The sequence below is a fragment of the Kitasatospora sp. NPDC002551 genome (assembly GCF_040296005.1).
Lineage (GTDB): Bacteria > Actinomycetota > Actinomycetes > Streptomycetales > Streptomycetaceae > Kitasatospora.
The window spans coordinates 48,531-72,863 of record NZ_JBEOWI010000028.1; the positions used below are offsets into that span (position 1 = coordinate 48,531).

General features: G+C 73.3%; 20 protein-coding genes and 1 tRNA gene. 7 read left to right on the forward strand and 14 right to left on the reverse strand.

Translation table 11 applies throughout. From position 1 onward, the window contains the following. Positions 1 to 93 precede the first annotated feature (93 nt). Both gltX and ABT093_RS23120 read left to right on the forward strand, forming a co-directional pair. Positions 94 to 1,467, forward strand: coding sequence for a glutamate--tRNA ligase (gene gltX / locus ABT093_RS23115; protein ID WP_350567417.1), 1,374 nt, complete (start codon positions 94 to 96; stop codon positions 1,465 to 1,467). Between the two features lie 191 nt (positions 1,468 to 1,658). Beyond that, positions 1,659 to 2,165, forward strand: a complete 507-nt coding sequence (locus tag ABT093_RS23120) for a cupin domain-containing protein (RefSeq protein ID WP_350567279.1) — start codon at positions 1,659 to 1,661, stop codon at positions 2,163 to 2,165. A 79-nt stretch (positions 2,166 to 2,244) separates the two neighbouring features. Here the strand turns inward: ABT093_RS23120 and ABT093_RS23125 are convergent, their stop codons facing one another. The 4 genes from ABT093_RS23125 to ABT093_RS23140 all read right to left on the reverse strand — a co-directional run bounded on the left by ABT093_RS23125 (position 2,245) and on the right by ABT093_RS23140 (position 3,799). Beyond that, entirely contained in the window at positions 2,245 to 2,727 is a 483-nt protein-coding gene (locus ABT093_RS23125) for an NUDIX domain-containing protein (RefSeq protein ID WP_350567282.1), read from the reverse strand. Between the two features lie 93 nt (positions 2,728 to 2,820). Then, a complete protein-coding gene (locus ABT093_RS23130) occupies positions 2,821 to 3,042 on the reverse strand; it encodes a hypothetical protein (RefSeq protein WP_350567284.1) in 222 nt (73 codons plus the stop codon). Further along, the gene (locus ABT093_RS23135) at positions 3,039 to 3,200 is read right to left on the reverse strand and encodes a hypothetical protein (RefSeq protein ID WP_350567287.1); all 162 of its coding nucleotides are present in this window, start codon (positions 3,198 to 3,200) and stop codon (positions 3,039 to 3,041) included. Before ABT093_RS23135 ends, ABT093_RS23130 begins: the two co-directional genes overlap by 4 nt. Before the next feature lie 137 nt (positions 3,201 to 3,337). Further along, the gene (locus ABT093_RS23140; RefSeq protein WP_350567290.1) at positions 3,338 to 3,799 is read right to left on the reverse strand and encodes an ATP-binding protein; all 462 of its coding nucleotides are present in this window, start codon (positions 3,797 to 3,799) and stop codon (positions 3,338 to 3,340) included. A gap of 166 nt (positions 3,800 to 3,965) precedes the next feature. On the opposite strand from ABT093_RS23140, the gene ABT093_RS23145 reads away from it, so the two are divergent. From ABT093_RS23145 to ABT093_RS23155, 3 genes are all read left to right on the forward strand, one after another. Next, positions 3,966 to 4,922, forward strand: coding sequence for a helix-turn-helix domain-containing protein (locus ABT093_RS23145; RefSeq protein ID WP_350567292.1), 957 nt, complete (start codon positions 3,966 to 3,968; stop codon positions 4,920 to 4,922). Then, complete coding sequence (locus ABT093_RS23150) at positions 4,879 to 5,019, forward strand: DUF397 domain-containing protein (protein ID WP_350567295.1); 141 nt, start codon at positions 4,879 to 4,881, stop codon at positions 5,017 to 5,019. Before ABT093_RS23145 ends, ABT093_RS23150 begins: the two co-directional genes overlap by 44 nt. Before the next feature lie 43 nt (positions 5,020 to 5,062). Then, positions 5,063 to 5,146, forward strand: a tRNA-Leu gene (locus tag ABT093_RS23155). Between the two features lie 48 nt (positions 5,147 to 5,194). Here ABT093_RS23155 and ABT093_RS23160 read toward each other — a convergent pair. From ABT093_RS23160 to ABT093_RS23175, 4 genes are all read right to left on the reverse strand, one after another. Further along, positions 5,195 to 6,064 carry a DUF3592 domain-containing protein gene (locus ABT093_RS23160; protein ID WP_350567298.1) on the reverse strand — a complete coding sequence of 290 codons (870 nt, stop codon included), beginning with the start codon at positions 6,062 to 6,064 and terminating at the stop codon, positions 5,195 to 5,197. 36 nt (positions 6,065 to 6,100) lie between these two features. Continuing rightward, positions 6,101 to 7,180, reverse strand: a complete 1,080-nt coding sequence (locus ABT093_RS23165; RefSeq protein ID WP_350567300.1) for a hypothetical protein — start codon at positions 7,178 to 7,180, stop codon at positions 6,101 to 6,103. 91 nt (positions 7,181 to 7,271) lie between these two features. Continuing rightward, positions 7,272 to 11,048: an endonuclease/exonuclease/phosphatase family protein gene (locus tag ABT093_RS23170; RefSeq protein WP_350567302.1), complete on the reverse strand. Its 3,777-nt coding sequence runs from the start codon at positions 11,046 to 11,048 to the stop codon at positions 7,272 to 7,274. Positions 11,049 to 11,173: 125 nt separating this feature from the next. Next, positions 11,174 to 11,623, reverse strand: a complete 450-nt coding sequence (locus tag ABT093_RS23175; protein ID WP_350567305.1) for a peptidase inhibitor family I36 protein — start codon at positions 11,621 to 11,623, stop codon at positions 11,174 to 11,176. A gap of 310 nt (positions 11,624 to 11,933) precedes the next feature. Between ABT093_RS23175 and ABT093_RS23180 the strand changes: the two genes are divergently transcribed. Beyond that, entirely contained in the window at positions 11,934 to 12,404 is a 471-nt protein-coding gene (locus ABT093_RS23180; protein WP_350567307.1) for a hypothetical protein, read from the forward strand. Between the two features lie 45 nt (positions 12,405 to 12,449). On the opposite strand, the gene ABT093_RS23185 is transcribed toward ABT093_RS23180, so the two are convergent. Together ABT093_RS23185 and ABT093_RS23190 are read right to left on the reverse strand one after the other, a co-directional pair. Further along, positions 12,450 to 13,373, reverse strand: a complete 924-nt coding sequence (locus ABT093_RS23185) for an RNA polymerase sigma-70 factor (protein WP_350567309.1) — start codon at positions 13,371 to 13,373, stop codon at positions 12,450 to 12,452. Positions 13,374 to 13,431: 58 nt separating this feature from the next. Next, entirely contained in the window at positions 13,432 to 13,905 is a 474-nt protein-coding gene (locus tag ABT093_RS23190; RefSeq protein WP_350567312.1) for a carboxymuconolactone decarboxylase family protein, read from the reverse strand. Positions 13,906 to 14,135: 230 nt separating this feature from the next. Between ABT093_RS23190 and ABT093_RS23195 the strand changes: the two genes are divergently transcribed. Then, complete coding sequence (locus tag ABT093_RS23195) at positions 14,136 to 18,140, forward strand: hypothetical protein (RefSeq protein ID WP_350567315.1); 4,005 nt, start codon at positions 14,136 to 14,138, stop codon at positions 18,138 to 18,140. 108 nt (positions 18,141 to 18,248) lie between these two features. Here ABT093_RS23195 and ABT093_RS23200 read toward each other — a convergent pair whose 3' ends face one another. From ABT093_RS23200 to ABT093_RS23215, 4 genes are all read right to left on the reverse strand, one after another. Then, a complete protein-coding gene (locus tag ABT093_RS23200; RefSeq protein WP_350567318.1) occupies positions 18,249 to 19,628 on the reverse strand; it encodes a glutamate-cysteine ligase family protein in 1,380 nt (459 codons plus the stop codon). Beyond that, the gene (locus tag ABT093_RS23205; protein ID WP_350567321.1) at positions 19,625 to 21,229 is read right to left on the reverse strand and encodes a flavin monoamine oxidase family protein; all 1,605 of its coding nucleotides are present in this window, start codon (positions 21,227 to 21,229) and stop codon (positions 19,625 to 19,627) included. Before ABT093_RS23205 ends, ABT093_RS23200 begins: the two co-directional genes overlap by 4 nt. A 124-nt stretch (positions 21,230 to 21,353) precedes the next feature. Continuing rightward, positions 21,354 to 21,590, reverse strand: coding sequence for a chaplin (locus tag ABT093_RS23210; RefSeq protein WP_350567324.1), 237 nt, complete (start codon positions 21,588 to 21,590; stop codon positions 21,354 to 21,356). A gap of 148 nt (positions 21,591 to 21,738) precedes the next feature. Next, positions 21,739 to 24,312, reverse strand: coding sequence for a SpoIIE family protein phosphatase (locus ABT093_RS23215; protein ID WP_350567325.1), 2,574 nt, complete (start codon positions 24,310 to 24,312; stop codon positions 21,739 to 21,741). Positions 24,313 to 24,333 lie beyond the last annotated feature (21 nt).

A 24,333-nucleotide genomic window follows, 5' to 3' on the forward strand; every position in this document is an offset into this window, starting at 1 on the left:
TGCCGGGCACCCCGCCCCGGCCCGATACCCTTGGGTTTCATGACCGAGGTATCCCGTCCCGTCCGCGTCCGTTTCGCTCCGAGCCCCACCGGCATGTTCCACGTCGGAGGTGCCCGCTCGGCGCTGTACAACTGGGCGACGGCACGACAGCAGGGCGGTGTCTTCGTCCTGCGGATCGAGGACACCGACGCCGCACGCAACAAGCCCGAGTGGACCGAGGGCATCATCAGCGCCCTCGCCGCGATCGGCATCCACGAGGGCGACCCGGGCTTCGAGGGCCCGTACTTCCAGTCCGCCAACGCCGACAGCCACCGTGCCGCCGCCGAGAAGCTGTACGCGGCCGGCCGCGCCTACTACTGCGACTGCACCCGCGAGCAGGCCGCCGAGCGCTCCGGCTCCGCGCAGACCGGCTACGACGGCTTCTGCCGTGACCGCGGCCTGGACTACGCGGAGGGCCGCGCGCTGCGCTTCCGCACCCCGGACGAGGGCACCACCGTCGTGGTGGACCTCATCCGCGGCGAGCCGGCCTTCCCGAACTCCGCGATCGAGGACTTCGTGATCGCCCGCGGCGACGGCAGCCCGGTGTTCCTGCTGGCCAACGTGGTCGACGACCTGGAGCAGGGCGTCACGGAGGTCATCCGCGGCGAGGAGCACCTGTCGAACACCCCGAAGCAGCAGCTGCTGTGGGAGGCGCTCGGCGCCACCCCGCCGGTCTGGGCCCACCTGCCGGTGATCGTCAACGAGAAGCGGCAGAAGCTGTCCAAGCGCCGCGACAAGGTCGCGCTGGAGGACTACCTCGCCGAGGGCTACCTGCCCGAGGCGATGGTGAACTACCTGATGCTGCTGGGCTGGGGCCCGAAGGACGACGTCGAGATCCGTCCGTACGCCGAGCTGGAGCAGCTGTTCCGGGTGTCGGACGTGAACGCCGCCTCCGCCTTCTTCGACGTGCAGAAGCTGCGCTCGTTCAACGGCGAGTACATCCGCGCCCTGTCGGTGGACGCCTTCACCGCCGCCTGCGCGCCGTACCTGGCCGCCGACCGCGCCCCGTGGCCGGCCGAAGCCTTCGACGCCGCGGCCTTCGCCGAGCTGGCCCCGCTCGCGCAGTCCCGGATCGCGGTGCTGGGCGAGATCGTCGAGCAGGTCGACTTCCTGTTCCTGGCCGAGCCGGTCCGGGACGAGCAGTCCTGGGCGAAGGCGATGAAGAACGCCGACGTCGCGCTGGCCCTGCTGCGCACCGCCCGCGAGAAGCTCGCCGCGCTGGAGTCCTTCGAGGCCGCCGCGCTGAAGGCCGAGCTGGAGGCCGTGGCCGCCGAGCACGGGCTGAAGCTGGGCAAGGCGCAGGCGCCGATCCGGGTCGCGGTCACCGGCCGCACGGTGGGCCTGCCGCTGTTCGAGTCGCTGGAGGTGCTGGGCCGCGAGCGGACCCTGGCCCGCCTGGACGCGGCGGCGGAGCGGCTGGCCGCCTGACGGCAGCGCTTCTCCGAGGGCCGTACCCCGCAGCCGTTGCGGGGTGCGGCCCTCGGGCGTTTCCGGGGCGGGAATTGACCCATGATTCCGCTCCGGAAATGCCCCTCTCCCCGGGTCTCTGGCTTGCCTAGAGTGATCATCACAAGGTCACGGCAGGGGAGCCGGGACCGCCCGAGACGGGGAGACCGATCGTGAACACCAACCAGGCCAAGCCGCTGCTGACCCGCGCCGCCACCGCCGAGACCACCAGCGACCCGAGCAGCGTGATGACCCTGCTCGCCGACTGCGGCACCGACGGCAGCCCGGTCACCAGTTACCGCTCCACCTTCGCCGAGGGCGCGGTCGGTGCCCCGGCCCACTTCCACACCCGGGCCTCCGAGCTGTTCTTCGTGATCGGCGGCTCGCTCCAGGTCCTGCTGGACGACAAGGTGGAGTTGCTCGGCGCCGGCGACCTCCTGCTCGTCCCGCCGCACACCCCGCACGCCTTCGCCGCGGCCCCCGGCTCGCGGGCCGACGTCCTGTTCGTCTTCACCCCGGGCATGCCGCGCTTCGACTACCTGCGCCTGCTCGGCCGGGTGATGCGCGGCGAGGCGAGCCCGCAGGAGATCAAGGACTCCTCCGAGCTGTACGACAACCACTACGTGGACAGCCCCCTCTGGCGCGCCACCCTGGAGGCGGCCGCCACCGCCGGTGCGTGACGCGGACGGCGGCGCGGCGGGGTGACCGTCGACTGACCGGTCCCGGGACCCGAACGGGGTGGGGGGCCCTGCGCCCCGGTCAGGCGGCCCGGATGCCGCTCAGGAGCATGGGCAGGGACGCACCGCTGTCACGCGCCGTCAAGGCCTGCTCGACCCGCCGGTGCTGGTCCGGCGCCATCACGGATCCCAGCTCGGACCGGCCGATCCAGCACAGGTCGGTGATCTGGTCCGGCGGCGGGAGGTGGTGCCCGACGCGCGTCTCCTGCTCGTCCGTCACGGTCCCGCCGTGGTAGACGAAGTTCAGTCCCTCGGGGTACCGCGAGGCCTCGACGTAGTCGACGGCGAGGACATCCCGGAGCGGCAGGATGAGCCCGGTCTCCACCTCGACGTGTCGCCGCGCGGCGAGGTGCGGCAGCTCGCCCCGTTCGGCGCTGCCGCCCGGAAGCAGCAGACCGCGCTTGTACGTGGTGGCCACCAGCAGGACGGCGCCGGCGGGGTTGAGGATGAGGGCCTGGTGGCCGATCCGCCGGCCGGGCGGGTTGGCAAGAATCTCGTCCGTCATGGCTCGCTTTCGGGTGCTGGTCCTGCCGTGCTACCGGGGCAGCCGGTAGCACGGCAGGGGATTGGATGGGGGCGACCGCTCGGCAGCCGGCTGTCACGGCTCCGCTCCCCGTCTGCGCAGCCACTTGTCCGACACCGGCAGAGCACTGACCGCGCCGGCCGCGAAGACGAAGAAGACGACGAGGAGCCACGGTCCGAGAGGGCCGTTCCCGATGGGCCAGCCGACCGCCAGCGCGACAAGCGCGCCGGCCACGACCACGGCCAGATGCACCGCCGGTCCGATGACGCCGAGTCGCGGCGGCTTCCGGTGCTTCACGTGACCGCTCCGATCGTTCCCGAGGTGCGCGGCCGGCTCGGGTGCTGGACCGCGACGAAGCGCGGCGTGTCCAGCGGCTGGACGTCCTCGGGCCTGGTGGTCCACTCAAGGTGAGTCACCTCGCAACGGAGGTAGACCTTCCTTTTGATGATGTCCATGTAGATGCCCTCCGTCGGCCTCCCGGTCGGCCCCTCACGGGCCAAGTCGGCTACGACTTCTCCGACTTGAGGGCGGTGGATGGGCTTTCCGGGCTGTGACGGCATGAGGGTCTCCAGGGGGGTGCGCCGGGGGAGTGTCAGACGGTGACGAGCTTCGGGGCCCGGCCGAAGGTGAGGTCGGTGAAGCCGGGGGCGGGGGCGATCAGGGCCCAGACGAACTTGCCGATGCCGGCGGCGCGGGGGCAGCAGCCCCAGCGTTCGGCGAGTTCTTCGACGAGGAGGAGGCCCCGGCCGTGTTCGGCTTCGGGGGAGACGGTGGGCTGGAGGGTGGGGCGGCCGGTGCCGGCGTCGTGGACTTCGAGGCGGAGACGGTCGGCGATGACGGCGAAGCGGATCTCGATGAGCCGGTCCGGTGGCGCGGCGCTGTGCCGGACGGCATTGGCGAAGAGCTCGCCGAGCAGCAACTCGCCGATGTCGGCGTACCGTTGGCCCTGCGGCATCCCGGCGAGATAGGCGCGGAGGATGGCGCGGGCGAGGGGGGTGGATTCGGTCCGGGGAGTGAGTCGGGTGGCGAACTCGCGCGGCCGGCGACAGGGCATGGGGACCTCCGGGGGTGAGGGGGGATGGAACGGGCGCGCGAATGGGCGCGGGAATCACGCTGTGCAAGCGAATAACTCCGTTCCGACATCAATGATCGGGGATCCCGGGTACGGTGGCGACCAAATTCGTAGTGCAGCAGCCCAGCGCACAAGAGGGGTGGCGGACGTGTCACATCGGAAGGCGGACGCGGGACCGACGGCAAGCCCGGCGAAGCTGTTCGGCGAGGCGTTGCGGTTCGCCCGGGAGCGGGCGGGCCTCACCCAGGAGGCGTTGGGGAAACTCCTGCACTGCGACCGCACCGTGGTGACGCGGTACGAGGGCGGCCACCGGCCCATGCCTCTCGACACCGTCGTGGCCTGCGACGAGATCCTTCAGACGGGTGGCATGCTCCACCTGCTCTGGAAGCGGGTCGACTGGCAGGCGGACGTGGAGCACCCGGACTGGTTCCAGAAGTACGTGGACTTGGAGGGCGAGGCGCTGGCGATCCGGGTGTACCAGTACGCTCGAGTCAATGGTTTGTTGCAGTGCGCGGACTACGCGCACGCACTGTTCCGGGCCGGGATGGACAGGGGTAATCCGACGTTGCTCCAGGAGCGCGTGACCGCGCGCATGAGTCGGCAGAAGCGGCTGCTCGGGCCCGACGGTCCGTTGCACATCGCCGTTTTGGATGAGAGCGCGATCCGTAGTGCCTTCGGCGGTCCGGATGTGATGCGACGCCAGATGGAACACCTGCTGGAGGTTGGCCGGCGCCCCAACATCAGCATTCAGGTGGCGCCCTTCAGTAGCGTTCCGTGCAGGCGTCCCGCCACGTCAATGTTCCTGATGGAGATGCCGGATGGCAGCGAGTGGCTCTACTCGGAGAGCCTCTATCGCGGGCACTTCAGCGATTCGCCGTCGGTCGTCGCCGAGCATCGGGGTGACTATGATCTGCTGCGCGGACACGTACTCTCGGTGAGCGACTCTCGGGCGCTGATCGCCGATGCGATGGAGGAGTACCGGTATGAGGAGCGTCGATCTCAGCGCGGCGGTGTGGCGGACGAGCAGCTACAGCGCAGATCACGGGGGCGAGTGCGTAGAGGTGGCCATCGTGTCCCCTACCCCCGGCGTCGTTCCGGTGCGTGACTCCAAGGACCCCTCCGGGCCGGTCCTCCTCTTCCCCTCCGCCTCCTGGCAGTCCTTCCTCACCTCCCTCCGGGACGGCTCCCTCCCCGTTGGTTAGGAGCACCCCCGAGGGTGGGCTACTATTTACCCATCACCCAGTTGCGCGGGTGGCGGAATAGGCAGACGCGCTGGATTCAGGTTCCAGTGCCCGAAAGGGCGTGGGGGTTCAACTCCCCCCTCGCGCACACAGAGAACGGCCGGTCGATCCTCGGATCGACCGGCCGTTCTGTTCTTCAGGCCCGGAGGAACACCACGCCCGCCACGGCTACCGCCGCGAGCACGGCGACCGCCAGGACGTGGACGGTCACGGCCCACTTCTCCGAGCGCTGCTCGGCCGCCCGGTCCAGCGTGAAGTCGGCCGGGTCGGCAGCCGTGCAGTGGACCGTGACGTCACGGCCGTACGCGCCGGCGGGGTCCGGGAGGTGCGACGTGCAGTGGGCCGTGACGGCGGTGCCCTCGCGGGTGGTGAACGACACGACCGGGGTGATCGTGGTCGTGGTGTGGCCGTCGTCCTGGTCGACGCTGACGTCCTTGAGGACCGCGATGACCCGGCCCGGCACGGTCTCCATCGCGGCCAGCCGGCCGAGGCGGTCGTTCCTGGCGCGCACCGCCCCGGGCAGCTGGACGGCGCCGAGGACCGCCAGCGGCCCGCCGGAACCGATCAGTGCCCACGGCCACCCCCGGTCGACCGCGGCGAGGACCACCAGCCCGACGTAGACCAGGAAGAGCGCGCAGCTCGGCCGGCCCAGCCCGCGCGAGGGCTCCTCGGGGGCGTTGGAGAACCGGTAGGCGTGCGGTCGGCCCCGCGGATGGCTGATCCCGATCTCCCGGCCCTCCCACGCCGCGGTGATCATCTCGCCGCGCTCGCCGTCGTTCGTCACGGTGACCTCCTGCCCGGAGGCCGGGTCGCGGTAGGAGACCACCACCGATATCCCGCCCTGCCGCGACCCGCCGTGCCGTGGTGTCCGCACCCGCTCGATCCGCCCCGTGAGCCGGACCGTCCGCTGCGCCTTGGTCAGGCCGGCCAGCGACATGCCGAACCCGAGCAGGGCCGCCGCGCCCCACACCGCACACCACAGCAGCAGCGACCCGTGCCACCCCATCCGCTCTCCTCCGGCCGATCCGATCCGGTCAACTGGTCAACTGCCGTTGCGCCGCAGTACGTTGCCCTGGCCGTCCGCCTCCAGGACCCCCGTGCCCCGGTCGCCGGTCACCATGACCCTGAGCGTGAGCGGGCCGGTGACGCCGTCGGCGGTCAGCTGCCAGCTCCGCGGGGAGCCGGCGCCGAGGGTGGCCCCGGCCTCCTCGACCAGCGCGGCGACGCGATCGAAGGGCAGCGCGAGCGGGTCGAACCCGGCGGTCCGCACGCCGGTGGGGGAGAAGACGACCGTCAGCAGGCGCTCCTGCACGACGACGGTGAGTGCCTGGCGCTGCTCCCCGTCCTGCGTCAACGACTCGACGGCCTTGCGCAGTTCGCCCTGATCGAGCATGGACCGGCCCGGACCGAGGGCGACCGTACCGGTTGCCGACGTCACGGTGGTCGTCGACGACGAGGAGGTGACGGACGGCTCCGGGGCGGCGCCGCCGGCGTCGGGGCCGAACAGGTCGGCGCGGAACAGCAGGAGCACGGCGGCCGCGCCGAGCAGCAGGCCGAGCAGGGTGAGGACCCCGCCGGCGCAGCCCTGCGGGGCGTCGTCCGTCATGGCCGGACCGGGCGCCGAGTCCAGGTACGCGCCGGCCGCCCGTTCCTCCCACGCCGGCGTCGGCCGTTTCACGATCCGCACCTTCCACGGCCGTTCCGGCTGGTACTCGACCACCACGATCCCGCGCGGCCGGTAGTCGGGAAGCTCGACGAGGTTGATGCCCTGCCGGAACTCGACGCGGTACGCGGGCCCGTCGTCCGGAGCGACGGTCAGTTCGAACCGCACCGGCACGTCACTGGCGTCGCCCCCGAGGGCCTCCAGGCTCTCGATCATCGCGAGCGCCGTGCGCGGCACGACGGCCTTCTCACGGGCGCGGCGCGGCAGCGTGCAGAGGTGGCGGAGCAGGCCGTAGGCCGCGGGCAGAACCAGCCCCGTGACGATCAGCGGCGCCTTCCCGACGGCGCACCCGCTGATGAAGGCGGTCAGCGACACCCCGATCACGCCGCCCGTCAGGAACCCCAGGGCGAGGCCGCCGGGCGTGGTGTGCGTGGGTGGCGCGCCCGCGGCGATCGTCATACGGCTGATTGTGCACGGCCGGGGTGACGGCCGACAGGGGAACGGCCCCCCGCGCGGGCGCAGGGGGCCGTCGGCGGCTACCGGCCGCCGGTCACTGGGTGACCGTGCGGAAGAGCCAGTGGAGCCGGGCGGTGGCGGCTCCGGGGAGGGTGATGGTGACCGTGTTGACCAGCGTGCTGCGGGTCAGGTCGAGGTGTTCGTAGGGGCTGGAGAAGTTGGACAGCAGCGTCCCGTTCGGGCCGTCGTCGGTCTTGCACCACAGGTAGCCGTTGTCGTTGGAGCGGTAGTCGCCCATCGTGACGAAGTCGCCGTTCCGCGGAGTCCCGGGGTGGGCCGCCGTGGAGTTGACGTACTGGCGGCCGTAGACGAGGTAGAAGCAGTTGTCGTCGCCGTCCGGTCCCGCGGAGATGGTGCTGAACCGCTGGTGGTCCCCGTGCGAGTCCGAGGCCAGGTAGACCGGGTAGGGCGCGGTCTCCAGATCGTCGACCGAGAGCGCCGGGGCCGAGCCGCCCGCGTCCGTCGCGACGATCTCGGTGAGCCCGGTGCTCTCCTGGGGGTCCTGGAGGAACCAGCGCTGCGCGGCCGAGCCGTTCCGGTCGAGGCCCACGACGCCGAGGCCGGGGCCGAGGTCCGTGAGGAACTGACGGGTGACGTAGTTCTGCAGGATCCAGGTGCCGTCGCCCTGCGGGACCGGCTGCCAGAGCTGGTCGAGCGCCGGGTTCGGCCACAGCACCGTCCGCGCGTCGTGGGCTCCGCCCTCCTGGCCGAGGTAGCGGCCGGCGTAGGGCACGTTGGCGTGGAACAGGCGGTAGTAGCCGCTGTACTCCGGGTCGGGCGACAGGCTGAACACCTGCGAAAGGATGCCGGCCCGGTTGACCGGCTGGTCGCTGACCGCATGGGTGCTGCTGCCGGGGGCGGCCACGTTGGTGGTGGCGGCGTTGCGCAGCACGGCGGAGCCCGGTACCGGCACCGTCACCGACTGGGACCTCGGCGGGTTCGGCAGATTGCCGACCTCCATCACGACCGGATAGTGGTCCGACAGCAGCACGCCGCCGGCCCGGTTGATTCCGAGGACGGTGGGATTCGCGTTGCCCACGGGAACGGCCGCGTAGTCGAGGACGCGGTCGGGGGTGTTCGAGCCCAGACGCCGGAGGGTCGGATGGGTCGGCAGCGCCGGGGAGTGCACCGTGAACTCGCCGGCGACCGCGGTGGCCAGCGACGTGTCCGGTGCGGTCGGGTCGGCCGGGGGCAGCGGCGCACGGTTGTAGTCGCCGAGGGCGATCCAGGGCAGCGGAGTCCCGTTGGGGCCGGCGGTGGCCATCCGCGTCCGGATGTTGCGCAGCAGGTCGGGGTCGTCGCCACCGCTGCCCGAGAGGCCGTGCACCGTGAAGTACACGACGCCGTCGACGTTGACGCCGAGCGCGGGCCGGCCGACGGAGCCGCTGTACAACCCTGCCTGGACGACGTACACGTTCTGGGGCGGGACCTGGTAGCGGGTCATGATGGCCAGGTTGACCCGGCCCGTCGGGCTGGTGGCATTGGTGTCCGTGTGCAGCCAGTACAGGTAGCCCTGGGGCCTGGCGGCCGTTCCCCCGTACCGGTACTCGCGGACCGGGGGTGCGGAGGCGGTCCAGTCGAAGAACACCGGCGGGTTCTGCGGGATGTCCTGCGAGAACGTGGCGCCGTTGGGCGGGGCGCCGGCCTCCTGGAGGGCGATGATGTCGGCCCGGTTCTGCCGCGCCAGCTGGTTCACTCCCAGCGTGTACTTGCTCTCGTAGGAGGCGGCGTCCTCGCCCGTCCCGCCGCTGGTGCCCGCGCCCTGCATGTTCCAGGTGGCGATCGTGCGGCGGTTGTTCGCGCGGGGGTCGAGATCGCCGCCGGTGTCCCGCAGGAACAGCGACGGCCGCTTGCCGACGTCGGTCGGGACGACGCCCTGGCCGCTGTAGTCGAGGGTCTCCCGGCCGCCCCAGTCGGGGATGGTCTGGCCGCCCTGGGCGAGCGGCTGGAACCGGCCCGGTGCGCCGGTGGCGGAGCCGAACTGGAAGGCGGTGCCGGACTGGGTGCCGTAGGGCGCGTACGGCAGGTAGGCGCCGCCCGGGGTGGTCTGCTTGACCATCGTGTTGTTGTAGAAGACGTTCTGCGGGCCCGAGGAGCCGGACCACTTGACCGCCTTGGGGCCGGCCGCCCACCAGATCGGGTACCACGTCCCCTCGTCGACCTCGCCGCCCTCGCCGCCGCAGTTGGTCTCGCAGCTGCCCGAGCGGTGCTCGTACGGGACCCGCAGGGTGTTCTGCTCGAAGAGGTTGTTGTGCTCCCAGCCGCCGTGCAGGTTGAGGTCGGAGTCGAGGTCGTTGCGGAAGGCGACGTTGCCGCTGGCCGACCACTGGAAGGTGAAGTGGCGCAGGTTGCGGCTGAGGTTGTAGGCGTAGAGCGAGTCCCAGACGCGGCTGCCGCGCAGGTAGCCGTTGCCGCCCTTGCCCTTGTTCCAGGCGCCGTCGAAGCTGTTGCGCTCGATCTGGACGTTGCGCGCGTCCTCGGTGACGATCGGGTGCGAGCCGGTCATCTCGGCCTTCAGCCCGCGCGCCCAGTCGTTGGCGGCCCACTTGAAGACGATGCCGTGCATCGCGTACTCGGGCGCCATGTTGCCGTAGTTGTGCACGGCCTGGGCGGGGGTCAGGCTGTACGTGCCGCCGCCGATCTTCGGCAGGCCGTTCATGTCCTGGGTGAAGGCGAAGTCCTCGAAGCCGACGCCCTGCACCACCTTCAGCGGGGTGACCTTGCTGGCGTACGGCTTGTCGCCGAGCGCGGTGGAGCCGTCCGAGGTGGAGTCGACCGGCAGGTCCCACTCCAGCGGGCGGTCCAGGGAGACCGTCTTCGCGGCGGCGTCGATCGCGTTGACCCGGAACATCTGCTGCCGCATGTGGAGGTTGTCCATCTGGCTGCGGTCGGAGACGCCCTGCTGCTCGTAGAACTTGACGCTGTTGGCCGCGCCGACCCAGACGTAGCCGCCCGGGGAGAACCTCTTCATGTCGGCCTTGGGGTCCAGCTGCACGACGTCCTGGCCCTGCCGGCCCGCCCAGCCGGGGTCGGCCGCCTTGGCGGCGACCTTGATGCCGGAGGCCCAGTGCTGGTTGACGCTGCCCTCGAAGATGTCCTTGCGGTTGGCGGGGGCGGCCGCCCAGTCGTCCTGGTAGCGCTCGGCGATGTCGCGGGTCTGGACGCGGAACAGGCCGCGCCCGGGCCAGATCCAGCCGCCGGTGCCGACGTCGCTGCCGCTGCCGGCCTTCATGCTGTCCTGGTCCCAGCGGCCGTTGACCAGCGTGTCGTAGCGGGTGTCGGCGTCGGGGCGGAACACCAGGCGGGTGCCGCCGGTGCCCGAACCCTGGCCGCGCAGGACGAGGTAGTCGGCGTCGACGTAGATCTGCCGGGTGATGTCGATCCGGCCGGCCGGGAGGGAGATCAGCGAGAGGCTGTTGAAGTTGGCGTTCGGCGAGCAGGTGGCCTTGATGTCGTCGACGGCCTTCTGCAGGCCGGTGGTGTCGTCGGCGCCGTCGTCGGCCCGCACGCCGTACGTGGTGGCGAGCACGTCCGGGGTGAGGCGGCAGGCGGCGTTCCCGGTCAGGTCGCCGTTACCGGGCAGCGCCTGGCCGCCCCGGAATCCCGCGCGCGACCAGTCCGGCATGCCGGCGGGCGGGCTCGTGCGGTTGGCGAAGGTCAGGTCCGGCCCCTCGGCGCCGGGTCCGGCCGTCACGGCGGTGGCCGGTGCGGGGGCGGCGTCGGCGGCGGGGGCCGCGGCGGAGAGCGCGGGGAGGGTGAGGGGGAGCAGCAGGCCGGCGAGCAGCGCGGCCCCCGGTCGTAGGCGTTTCATGGGATCTCGTTTCGGTGTCGTCGCGGGGCTCCCGGGCCGGGGGGCACACCGGGAGGGCGCACGGGAACGCCCCCGGCACCTCGCGGGGAGCGGGGGCCGGGGGCGTCGGGGACGGGAGGCCGCCGCTACGGGCAGTAGAAGCGCACGGCCGACAGCCGGTCGTTGAGGTGGTAGTCGTTGGTGTTGAAGTTGTAGTCGCCCTTCGCACCCCAGTTCCAGGTCGGGGTGAAGTCGATCTGGGACGGGTGCAGCTCGCCGTAGGGGTCGTCCCAGAACTCGATCTGGCACTGGGAGTTGTTCAGCCAGGACGACACCTGGTCGTTGGCCAGGGTCCCGTTCAGGAAGTGGACCTTGGTGAGGCGCACGATCTCGCTCCCGCCGCCGGCGGACGGCGGGACGACGATCGCCTTCGACCCCGCGCCGCCGCCGTCCTGGTAGAGGCAGAGCGCCCACGCCGGGCAGCCGTCGTACGGCGGGTTGGCGGCGGATGCCGGCGCCGCCGAGAGGAACAGTGCCGCCCCGGCGAGCACGCCGGCGACGGCGGTGGTCGCCGGCTTGAAGAAGGAGAGGGCCACGGTGGAACTCGCTTTCCGGATCTGCCCGCGGCGGTGGCGCAGGCGGGGGACGGTGCTCGTGCGCGGCGGGCACCGGGGCCGGGGCCCGCCGCACGACGAGACTGCCGTCGTGGGGAGAGCGGCGGCATCAGTCAAATGACTGCGGATCACCGGGGGCCGCGACTGAGTGACGCGTCGCGCCGGGAAACGGCCCAGAAACCTGGGATGTCGCCGTACCGGCCGGGAGCGCGAGGATTCGGACCATGGCGCCGGCCGCCGAGAGGGTGCCGGGCGCCGCCGATTCCGTATCTCCCGAAGGAGCGTTCCTCCCATGAGTCTTCGCCGATCGGTCTCCGCGGTGGCCACCGGGGCCGTCCTGGCCCCGCTGCTGGCGCTGGCCGCCGGAACCGCACACGCCGCGCAGGGGCCCGCCACCGACCCCGGACCCGTGAACGTCGCGCAGGTGCCCGCCCCCGACTTCCAGACCCTGCCGTCGAACCCGTCGATGCTGCAGCTGACGCGGCGCGACCAGTGCATGGCCTCGTACAACGTCAACTACTGGGTCGGCGGCATGCCGTTCGCCCTCACCCAGCTGAAGCTCTGTCTCTCCGCGCCGGCCACCCTCGTGCGCGGCGCGCAGATCTTCTTCCCCGGTGACCTGAACTACGTCCCGGCCGATCCCGTCTCCGTCCCGACCGGGCCCGTGGTCGTCCCGACCGGGCCCGTCACCGACCCGAACGGACCCGTTCTCGTCCCGAGCGGGCCCGTCCTCGACCCGGCGACCTTCCCCGCCCACCCCTGATCCCGAGGTCCGGTCCGGCCGTCGGCGTCGGCGCGCGCGGGGGGATCAGTCCCCGGCGCGTCGGATCCGCCTGAGCGCGTGGTGGACTGCCCAGGCGTCGGCGACCGGCCCGAGGTGCGCGAGCTTGTCCGGGTTGATGACGGAGCGGACGGTCTGGATCCGGCCCTCCGCGACGTCGAGCACGAGGGTGTTCAGCACCCGCCCGGCGTGGTCGCGGAAGACCGCGCCGGGCTGGCCGTTGACCTCGTGCGGCTCGAAGGTCACGTCGATCCGGGCCATCAGCGGGACCACGGCCGCCAGCAGGCGGGCCACGTTCGCGGCGCCGGACACCGCCCGGGCCAGCTGCGGCGTCTTGCCGCCGCCGTCCCCGACCATCGTGACGTCGGCGGCCAGCAGCTCCTGGAGACCGGCGACGTCGCCCTCGCTCAGGGCGTCGAAGAAGCGCGCGGCGAGCTCGTCACGCTCCTTGCGCTCGGCCTCGAAGCGCGGCCGGCCGTCCCGCATGTGCCGGCGCGCCCGCACCACCAGCTGGCGGCAGGCCGCCTCGGAGCGGCCCACCGCGGCGGCGACCTCGTCGAAGCCGAACCCGAACACCTCGCGCAGCACGAACACCGCCCGCTCCAGCGGACTGAGCCGCTCCAGCAGCAGCAGGGCCGCCATCGACACCGAGTCCGCCAGCTCGGCCGCCCGGGCCGGGTCCGCGTAGGGGTCGGCGAGCAGCGGCTCGGGCAGCCACGGCCCCACGTACTCCTCCCGGCGGACCCGGGCCAGGCGCAGCACGTCGATGGCGATCCTGGTCACCGTGGTGGACAGGAACGCCTTGACCGACACCGGCTGCGTCCGCGAAGCGTCGTAGCGCAGCCAGGCCTCCTGGACGGCGTCCTCGGCCTCGCCCACGCTGCCCAGGATCCGGTAGGCGATCGAGAACAGCAGCGGCCGCAGCTCCTCGAACTCCTCGACCTTGCTCACGCCGGTTTCCTCCCCCTCGAACGGTGACGTGCTGTCGATCATCGGACGCGCGGGCCGCTCAGTGGAACTGCCCGGCCACGTAGCCGCCCGCGGGCTGCCGGGTGATGATGTTCGCCCGGTTGGCCAGGTTCATGAACGAGATCAGCGTGACCAGGGCGGCCAGCTGGTCCTCGTCGTAGTGCGCGGCGGCCCGCGCCCACACCTCGTCGCCGACGCCGCCCGCCCCGTCGGCCACCCGGGTGCCCTCCTCGGCGAGCGCGAGCGCGGCGCGCTCGGCGTCGGTGTAGACGGTGGCCTCCCGCCACGCCGCGACCAGGTTCAGCCGCAGCGCGCTCTCGCCCGCCGCGGCGGCGTCCTTGGTGTGCATGTCGACGCAGACGGCGCAGCCGTTGATCTGGCTCACCCGCAGCGCCACCAGCTCCTGGGTGGCGGCCGGCAGCGGCATGGCCTTGAGCTCCCGGCCCAGCGTCATCAGGCTCTTGACGAGCCGGCCGCCGGTCCCGGTGGCGAAGAAGTCGAGTCGCGCGTCCATGGTGGTTCTCCCTCGTGGTCGTCGGTGCGTCAGGTGCTTCACCCCCTGGGACGGGACAGCCCGCCGTCCTGTGACACGCGCCGGTGCAAGAGGTGTGCGCAGGCGGGCTCCTGACGGCCCGGAGCCCGGCGAATACCCGTTCGGCACGGCCCGCGGTGATCGCTAGACTCCGCCTGCCTACGAACTCTGTGATCGTCATACGAGTCGGGGCCTCACCCATTGGGGGAACCATGAAGCCGCTGCCATCGGGCAGCCGCGTACGCCACGGGCGAAGAAGAGCCGGCGCCGCCGCTCCGGTCGCCCTGTTGCTCGCCGTCCTCGCCACGCTGGTGGGCCAGGCCGGCCCCGCCGCCGCCGTGGCGCCGCCGGCGGCCACCGCCTCGCCCCAGCCGGGCGCGGGCACGAACCCGGCGGCCGATCCGGCCGCCGCCCCGAGCGCGGCGCCCGCCGCCGGGCCGACGGTCCCGCCGCCGGTGGACCCCGAGGCCCAGGCCGCAGCCGCCGCCCGGGAGCTCCAGCAGGCCGACCCGACCGGTCCCTGCCCGGAGGCCCTGACCGCCGGCACGGTCGCCGTCTGCGCGATCGAACCGGGCAAGCCGCAGTCGTTCTCGCTCACCCTGCCCCAGGCCCAGGACGTGCTGTTCGCCCGGATCCTGACGTCCGGCGGTCCGGCGCGCTGGAGCCTGCTCGGGCCGGACAACGCGGCGCAGACCTGCGAGAACCAGTCCGGCGGGATGGTGCGCTGCGCCACCGCACAGGCGGGCACCCACACGCTCCAGGTCACGCAGGAGTACGGCCTGCCGGGCAACCTCTCAATCGCCTACCGGACGCTGCTCGCGCCCGGAGCCTGCCGGACGGTGAGCGCGGCCGACCTCTCCCTCGCCGCACCGGCCGTGCTCCACAGCGTGCTGCCGACCGGCTCCGCCGGCGACTGCTACCTCGCCGAGGGCCTCGCGGCCGGAGACCGGCTTCGCACGTACGTCACCAACTCCGTCGACCGGGCCGTCTACGACGCCACCGGCCAGCAGGCCTGTTCCCCGTACAGCGGCAATCCGCACTCCAACTGGTGGGATTGCACGCTGGTCGGCCAGGCGCCGTTCCGGGTCACGGTGCGGGAGGGCTACTACAACCCGCCGCAGGGGTACGACCTCACCATGACGCGGTTCGCCGGCCGACAGGACTGCGTGGTCGTGGAACCGCAGGCCTACGGCACCTCGCCGGACCTGAACCAGACCGCCCGCTGCCGCACGCTGCGCATCACGGAGAAGGACCGGTACTACCTCGCCGCCGTCACCGCGGCCGGCCCCGGGCTCACCGGCGAGCTGTTCGCGCCCGACGGGAGCTGGGTGAACGCCGGCTGCACCCAGGACTACACCTGCGAGCTGTCCCCCGGCGACCACACCTGGGTGGTCGACCCCCGGACCCCCGCCGACCAGGGCTTCGGCCTGGTCCTGCGTTCGGGCCGGGAGACCAGGGGCTGCACGGCGACCGGTGACACCGGACTGGTGTCCGGCCCGGTCACCGGCTCCTTCGGCACCTCGGGGCAGGCGTCCTGCCTCCTTCTGCCCACCGCCACCGGCACCGGCCTCTACCTGCTCAACCGGCCGCCGAACGAGATGGCCGCGGCCGGTTTCACGGTGCTCGACGCGGCGGGGGCCAAGCAGTGCGAGAACCCCTACGCGTACTACAGCACGATCTGCAAGCTGACCGGGACGGCGCCCTTCCGCGTCCTGCCGACCGGTGTGCCGACCGAGTCGTACCGGCTGCTGGTCCACCGCACCGGTGACACGGCGGGCTGCACGGCCTGGCCCCGCAGCGCCTTCGACGGCGGCTGGGGCGTGGAGGTCACGCCCACCGAGGCCGCGCCGCAGACCTGCCTCGCCCTGCCGGCCGACCAGCACAGCACCGCCGAGTCCGTCGACTACACGAACTCCACCAACACCGGCGGGGCCTCGCTGAGGGTGGTCGACCCGCAGGGCAACGTGGTCTGCGAGGGCAGCGCCTTCACCTGTGCCTTCACCGCCGGTACGCCCTACACGACGCTGCTGGGGGGCGCGTACGGCGAGACCTACAAGCTGGCCCGGCGGGACATCTCGCCGACCGCGAACTGCCTCGCGCCGAACGCCACCACGGTCGGCGGCCGGTCGCTCCCGCTGGCCCTGACGTCGGCGCTGGACGCCCGCTGCATCCGGGTCACCGCCGCCGCCACCGACCGGCTCTGGCTGAGCGCCCGGTCGGCCGCCGGCCGCTACGACCCGACCGTGCAGCTCCAGGTGGCCGACAGCAGCGGCCGGACGGTCTGCGTCCAGTTCGGCTACAGCTGCAAGGTCACCGGTTCGACCTCGTACACGCTGGTCGTGCTCGCGGTCGGCCACAAGGGCAGCGGCTCGGCCCGCGCGAACGTGGACACCTGGCGGGTCGGGACCGCGGACGGCTGGGCACCGGAGTGCACCGCGAACCCGATCTCGGTGGAGGGCTTCTCGCTGCGCGGCGGGCTGTTCACGGAGTCGTCCACGGGGTACTGCGCGGTGGTCGACATGAAGCCGTCGCAGTCCTTCAAGGTCTTCGGCACGGCCGCCCCGACGTCGGGGGACCGGCCCACCGTCCACCTCGCGGGGCCGGCGAAGTGGGACGAGTACACCCCCACCTACACCTGCAACATGAACTCCGGCGAGTTCGGCGGCGTGTGCAACGCCTACTCCGGTGCCACCGCGGGGCAGGCCGTCTTCCTGGTCTCCCCCAGCCGGGGGGCGACCCCGGTCGAGTACACCATGCAAGGGGTGTGCGACCGCTCGTACTCCAACAGTTGCCCGCCGAACCCCCTCATGCTGACCTCGGTCGGCCCCGCCACCGGCGCCGCCGGGACGCAGACCCAGGTCACGGTCCGCGGCAACGGCCTCACCCTGGGCAGCAAGCTGCGGCTGCGGGGCAGCGTGACGTCCTCCCAGTACGACTTCAGGCCGCTCTCGGTCAACCCCCAGGGCACCGAGGCACACGTCCTGTTCGACGCCTACAGCCTCCAGCCGGGGGTGTACGACGTGGTGCTCGACGACGGGGGCATCGGCATCACCCTGGCCAAGGCGTTCACCGTGACGCCCGCGCCGGCCGCGAGCAAGGGCCGGTTCGTGCCGGTGTCGCCCTCGCGGATCCTGAACACCGTGCTGGGCGTCGGCGCGCCGGCCGGCCGGGTCGGCCAGGGCGGCGTGGTGTCGCTCCAGGTCGCCGGAGCGGGCGGGGTGCCGGCCACCGGCGCGACCGCGGTCGTGATGAACGTGACCGCCGTCAATCCGACCCGCAACAGCGCCGTCTCGGCGTACCCGAGCGGCCAGAAGGTGCCGGACCTGCCGACGGTGAGCTTCGCCGCCGGGCAGAACGTCACCAACCTGGTGACGGTGCCGCTGGCCGACGGCAAGGTCGACCTGCGCAACGCGTGGGGCGAGGTGGACCTCGGCGTGGACGTGGTCGGCTACTACACCGACAGCACCACCCAGGGCTCGCTGCTGAGCCCGGTGTCGCCGACCCGCATCCTGAACACCGTGCTCGGTGTCGGCGCGCCGGCCGGCCGGGTCGGCTGGGGCGGCGTGGTGCCGCTCAAGGTGACCGGTGTGGCCGGGGTCCCGGCCGACGGGGTGACGGCGGTCGTGATGAGCGTGACGGCCGTCAACCCGACCCGCACCGGGTACGTGACCGCGTACCCGCACGGCGGGTCGGTGCCCGACGCCTCGGCCGTGAACTTCGCGGCCGGGCAGAACGTGTCGAACCTGGTGACCGTCCCGGTCGGGGCGGACGGCAGGGTCGACCTGTACAACGCCTGGGGCGAGATCGACCTCGGCGTCGACGTCGTCGGCTACTACGGCGCCTCGGGTGCCACCTACACGCCGTCCAACCTGGTGCGGCTGATGGACACCCGCAGCGGTGAGGGTGCCCGGATCGGCGCCCTCGGCGGGGACGGCGACGTGGTCAGCCTGCGGGTGGCCGGCGTCGAGGGCGTGCCCGCGAGCGGGGTGACCTCGGTGCTGATGAACGTCACCGTGGTGTGGCCGACCAACCGGAGCTTCCTGACGGTCTACCCGCACGGACAGGACCGGCCGGACGCCTCGAACATCAACTACCGGCCGGGCGAGGTCGTCTCGACCCTGGTGATGGTTCCGGTGGTGGACGGCCGGGTGTCGTTCGCGAACCAGTGGGGCAGCACCGACGTGGTCGCCGACCTGATCGGATACTTCTCCGCCTGATCCGCGCCTGACGTTCCGCCACCCGCTCGACACCGCGCCGCCCGGAGCCCCGGGCGGCGCGGTGCTCTGTGCGGAGTCCCCGCCGGGCTCCGTCGTCGCCCGCCGGGCTCAGACCCTGAACTCGGCGACGTAGCGGCGCGGTTCGCGGCGCAGATCGCCCTCCCAGCGGTCGGCGCACTGCTCGGCGAAGGTCCGGCGGGTGTGCAGCACCTCGTCCAGCGGGTCGAGGTGGTCCAGCACCCGCGGCGGTTCCAGCCCGGCGTCCACCCGGGCCCGCAGGCCGGCCCGGGCGAGCCGGACCAGTTCGGCGGCGAGGTCGAGCACGCGCTCGCCGCCGAGCATCGTCCGCAGGCCCTCGGCCGGCAGTGCGGCCGCCGCCGCCCGGTGCTGTTCGGCCGTGAAGCCCCGCAGCAACTCCCAGGCCGCGGTGCGGGATTCGGGGTGGTAGCCGAGGCCGGTCCAGAGCGCGGGGACAGCCGCGAGGTGCCGGTACGGCGGACCGTCCCCGGAGCGCAGCTCCATCGTTCCGCGCACCCGCACCGCCGTCCAGAGCTGCGACAGGTGGGAGAGCCAGTCCTCGTAGCGGGGCGGCGAGCCGTCCTCCAGGCCCTCGCGCAGCAGGGCGCCGAACGGGCGCTCCGGGGCGAGCCGGTAGCCGCCGTCCGGGCGCCGGCGGTAGATCATCGGCCGCTCCAGCGCCCAGTCGACGACGTCGCCGATCCCCACGCCGGCGCGCAGCGCGGGCGGCATGACGCCGCAGCGCGCCGGGTCCATCCGCAGCCAGTCCTGCGAGCGGTGCGACAGGACGCCGTTCGAACGCCCGCCGCTGATCGGGGAGTTGACCAGCAGTGCGGCGACCGGGGTGGAAGCGGCCATCAGCGTCCGCAGCTTCTCGGTGAAGTCCCGCTCGTCCAGGAAGTCCAGGTGGACCTGGGTGGACAGCGACAGCGCCATCACCCGGCGCGCCCCGGCGCCGGCTGTGCCGATCCGGGCGAAGTGCTCGCGCATCAGGGCGCCGCGCACCATCGGCACCCAGGCCATCGCCTCCACCCGGTCGAACGGCAGCAGCGCGCCGGGCAGCAGCGCGTGGCCGAACCGGCCGACCAGCTCGGCCAGCCGTTCCAGCATCGCGCGCGCCTCGGTCACCGCCCGGTCCAGCCCGGCGACCGGCACCGAGGAGTACTCCAGCTGCCCGCCGTGTTCGAGGGTGATCCGCACGCCGTCCGGCAGGTGCACGCCGGTCAGCCGGCCGGTGTCGAACTGCGGCTCGCCGCCCCACTCGGCGAGGACGGTGCGCAGCACCGCCTCGATGCCGCCCGCGCCCTCGTACGGGGCGGCCAGGCCGGTCTCCGGGTCGACCACGCCGTTCTCCACCTCCAGGCCGATCCGCTCGACGCCGTCGGCGGACGGCGCGAAGGGGGCGCGCAGGTCGGCGCGGCCCAGCGGCGGCGGGTGCGCCGGGTCCGTCCCGGCTCCGGTGGCGTTCACGGGCGGCTGCCCACCTCGGCGCGGGTGTACGGCTCGCCCCGCTGCCCCCACTGCTCCAGCACCCGCTGCACCACGCCGAGCGCCGACTGGGCCGCGCCCTGCATCCAGGCGTGCGCGGCCGACAGGTGCTCCCCGGCGAACCAGATCCGCGGGGCCTCGACCGGGTGCGGGGCGCCCAGGCCGATCAGGTAGCGGCCGTGCTCGCCGGGGGCGAGGTGGGCGAAGGCACCGCCGCCGAGGCCGATCTGGTCGTCCCAGTTCCAGTGCACGATGTCGTCGACGTCGTCGCGGATCCGGGGGTGCAGCCGCTCCAGGCACTTGAGGACCAGCAGGTCGCGGTCGCCGGGCGGCAGGGTGGTGAAGCGGCGGGCGTTGGCCCCCCACAGGTAGGCGCCGGTGAGCACGGCGGGGGCGTGCGAACGGTCCGGCTCGGCGGCGACCAGGCGGTGCGGGGGGAGGTGGCCGCCGTGGTGCCCGTTGCCGTTCACCGGGGCGCCGTCCGCGGCCGGGCGGGCGTTGTCCGAGGGGTACCAGCACTGCTGGATCGGCATGTCCGTGAAGCTGCCGCCGCCGAAGATGCCGTCCCGCAGCTCCCAGCTGCGCCGCCGGGTGTGCACCAGCGCCTTGGTGCTGCTGGCGTAGCTGATGCCGCGGATGGCGTGCTGCTGGTGGTGCGGCAGCGCGGGCCGGAAGCCGATCTGGTCCAGGGCGGGCACCGGCACGCAGCACACCGCGAGGTCGAAGCGTTCGCTGACCGGGCTGCCCAGCCGCCGTCCGCCGACCCGTACGCCGGTGGCGGTGAGCGCCAGCTCGTCGATCCGGGTGGAGAGCTGGAGCGTTCCCGGCCGCAGCTCCCGGACGAAGGCCTGCACCAGGGCCTCCATGCCGCCGACGAGTTCCAGCTGGCCGAGGTGGAACAGCCCGAAGTAGTCGACCAGCACCTCCAGCAGGCAGGACTGCTCGTAGTGGGCGAGGCCGCTGGCGTGGCCGAGCAGGTGCCAGGCGTCCGCGGAGATCCGCTCGTGGACGTACTGCCAGAGCGAGACGGTGGCCAGCCGGTCCAGCGCCGGGTCGTCCCACCGGCCCTCCAGCAGGCGCCGCTGCTGGTCGTCGCTGAGCGAGGTCCAGACCGTGCGCAGCAGGTTGTCCAGGACGTCGAGCGGGGTGCCGCGCTCGCCGGCGCGCAGCGCGTACACCGAGTCCAGGGTGCCCGCCTGCCGGATGCGGACGCGGTGGCCGCGCAGGTGGTAGTAGGCGTCCGGGTTGAAGTTGACGAACGGGCGGGTCGGCAGGCCGAAGGCCTTGACGTAGTGCAGCACGCAGCGGTGGTTCTCGGGGATGCGCATCGCGCCCAGGTCCGCGTACGTGCCGTCCCAGAAACGGTGGGTGCGGACCCGGCCGCCGGGGCGGTTCAAGCGCTCGTACAGGACGACGTCGAAGCCGCGGCGCTGGAGCTCGTAGCCGGTCACCAGGCCGGCGATCCCGGCGCCGATCACCGCGACCCGGGCGCCGGGGCCCGCCGGGTCGGGGTTCAGCAGGCTCTTGGGGAAGGCAAAGCTCTCGTCGAACATCCGCACCTCGCTGAGTCGATGCCCCAGCATGGGCAGGTGGAGCGGGTGCGAGCCACCAGGGCGCGGCCATCCGGAGGCGGCACGCGGACGCGGGCCCGCCCGGCTGGACGGACCCGCGTCGGTGTGCCGGTCGGCGGTCCGCCGGCGGGGCGGCCTACTTGTTGACGCAGGTGTTGCCGAAGGCCGGGTTGAGCAGCCCGATGATGTTGATCGAGTTGCCGCAGACGTTGACCGGGATGTGGACGGGGATCTGGATCTGGTTGCCGGACAGGACGCCGGGGGAGTTGGCGGCCACACCGTGCGCGACGGAGTCGGCGACGGCGGTGCCGCCACCGGCCAGCAGAGCGGCGGCGGCGAGGACGCCGGCGGCGAGGGCGGTGCGAGTGCGCATGTCTCTCCTCAAGGGGTGAGTTGGCAGATCAGAACACCAATCACACCGGCGGAACGTGCGGATTCGCCCGTATTGGTCGAATCGAGGGCGTGTCCGAGCAGCAGCCTGACCCGGGCCCGAGCCCGAGCCGCAGCAGCCCGGGCCTGGGTCAGGCGGGCGGAAGGTCCTGTTCGGCCCAGATGGTCTTGCCCTGGCGGGTGTAGCGGCTGCCCCAGCGGGTGGTGAGCTGGGCGACCAGGTAGAGGCCCCGGCCGCCCTCGTCGGTCAGGCGGGCCCGGCGCATCCGGGGCTGGGTGGCGCTGGGGTCGGAGACCTCGCAGGTGAGGCGCTCGGCGCGGATCAGGCGGACGCCCACCGGCCCGCCCGCGTAGCGGATCGCGTTGGTGACCAGCTCGCTCAGCACCAGCTCCGTGGTGAACACCAGCTCCTCCAGCCCCCAGGCCACCAGCTGCTCGGTGGCCGCCTCCCGGACCCGCGAGACCGCCGCCGGGTCCGCGTCCAGCGTCCAGCCCGCCGTGGCCTCGGGCGGCACCTCCCGGGTGCGGGCCAGCAGCAGGGTGACGTCGTCGGTGAGCCGGTGGGCCGGGAGGTCGGCGACGAGGTCCCGCCCGAGCTGCCGCAGCGCCGCCCCGGCCGGCGGGACGGCGCCCTCCGGCGGCGCGGCCGCGGCGGCGAGCCGGTGGGACAGCTCGTCCATGCCCTCCTCCAGGTCGTCCGCGTACCCGAGGAGCAGCCCGTCGGTGTACAGCGCGAGCAGGCTGCCGGGCTCCAGCTCGATCTCGGTCACCTCGAACGGCAGCCCGCTCACGCCGAGCGGCGGCCCCGGCCGCAGCGACACGTACGCCACCCGGCCGTCCGGCCCCGCGACGGCGGGCGGCGGGTGGCCCGCCGAGGCCACCGCGCAGCGCCGCGACACCGGGTCGTACACCGCGTACACGCAGGTGGCGCCGAACGGCACGGTCTGCTGGTCGTCCGGAGCGTCGTGGCCGGCGTCGCTCCACACGCCGTGGCTCACCGGGGGCCGGGTGGCGGCGCTCGCGCCGGGCTCGGCGTGGAGCCGCTCTTCCTCCTCCTCCGGCCGTTCGGCCTCCACCATCAGCTGGGCGACCAGGTCGTCCAGGTGGACCAGCAGCTCGTCCGGCTCCAGGTCGAGGTCGGCGAGCGTCCGCACGGCGGTCCGCAGCCGCCCCATGGTCGCGCTCGCGGCCAGCCCGTGCCCGACCACGTCGCCGGCGACCAGCGCGACCCGGGCGGAGGACAGCGGGATCACGTCGAACCAGTCGCCGCCGATCCCGCTCGCCGTGTCGGTGGGCAGGTAGACGCTGGCGGTGGAGACCGCGGTGGTCTCGGCCTGCGAGGGCGGCAGCAGGCTGCGCTGGAGCCCGACGGCGGCGCGGTGCTCGCGCGCGTAGCGGCGGGCGTTGTCCAGGGCGAGCGCGGCGCGGTCGGCGATCTCGCGCAGCAGCTCCAGGTCGGCGGGCGCGTACGGCGGGCGGTGCGGGGCGCGGTGGACGCTCACCCGGCCGAGCAGGCTGCCGCCGGCCCGCAGCGGGACCGTCATCGACGGGGGGAAGTCGGTGTGCGTGGTCTGCGCGCCGGGGTCGGCGTACACGGTGACGCCGGTGGGCGGGGGCGGCGGCGCCCCCGCGCCGGCGGGCGCGGCCGCCGAGGCGACGGCGGCGCGGCGCAGCGCCACCAGGCCGTCCCGCCCCGCCGACGGCTCCCCGCCGCTGAACACCGCCTCGGCGACGTCGACCACCGCCAGCTCGGCGAGCCCCGGCGGCGCGCCGCCGTCCGCCGCCGCGCCGCCGCCCGGGGTGGACGGGGCGGGTGACGCCGGTGAGGCGGACGAGACGAGGACGGCGGCCAGCTCCTCCGCCGTCCCGCTGACCGACAGCGAGCCGCCGACGGCCGCCGTGGCCCGGTGCAGCAGGGCGAGCCGCTCGCCGGACCGGTGCAGCTCGGTGACGTCGGTGAACAGCGCGGTCACCCCGATCACCTGACCGTCCGGCGCCTGCAGCCGGAACGCCGAGATGGCCATCACCGCGCCGCCCGCCGGGTCCTCGATGGTGCGGACGATCTCCTCCGCGCCGATCAGCGGCCGGCCGGTGCGCAGCACGTCGCGCAGCCCGCGTTCGACGGCGGCGGCGTCCTGCGCCTGGAGGAAGTCGCCGAGCCGGCGCCCGCGCAGGTCCGGCGGCAGGCCGCTGTAGGGGAGCAGATGGGTGTTGGTGCGCACGAGGCGCAGCCGCTCGTCGAAGACGGCCAGGCCGACCCGGTCCTGCAGGAACAGCTCGCGGGTGAAGGCCTGGTCCTGGCGCGAGCGGGCGATCAGCACGGTGGGGGCGGCGAGCACGAAGTACCGGGGGGTGCCGGTGCGCGGTGCGCCCGGCGGGGGGTCGTCGGCCTCGGCGGGCGCGTTCAGGGGCAGGACCTGGTAGGACAGCGCGAGCCGCTCGCCCCGCCCCGAGCGCAGCACCGCCTCGCCGGACCAGCCCTCGGCCTGCTGCTCCGCGCTGAGTTCGGACATCGCCGGCCATCCGGAGGGGTCGTCGAGCAGCTCGTGCACGCGCCGGCCGTGGACCTGGCCCGGGTCGAGGGCGAGCAGCCGTTGCGCCTCCGGGGTCCAGCGGACGATGCGGCCGTCCGCGTCGAGCAGGGCGCCCATGGCGTCGACGACGAAAGGGGATCGGCCGCGGTGCAGGGCGTCCGCCGTTTCCATCCGGTCCGCTCCTCTCCGTCG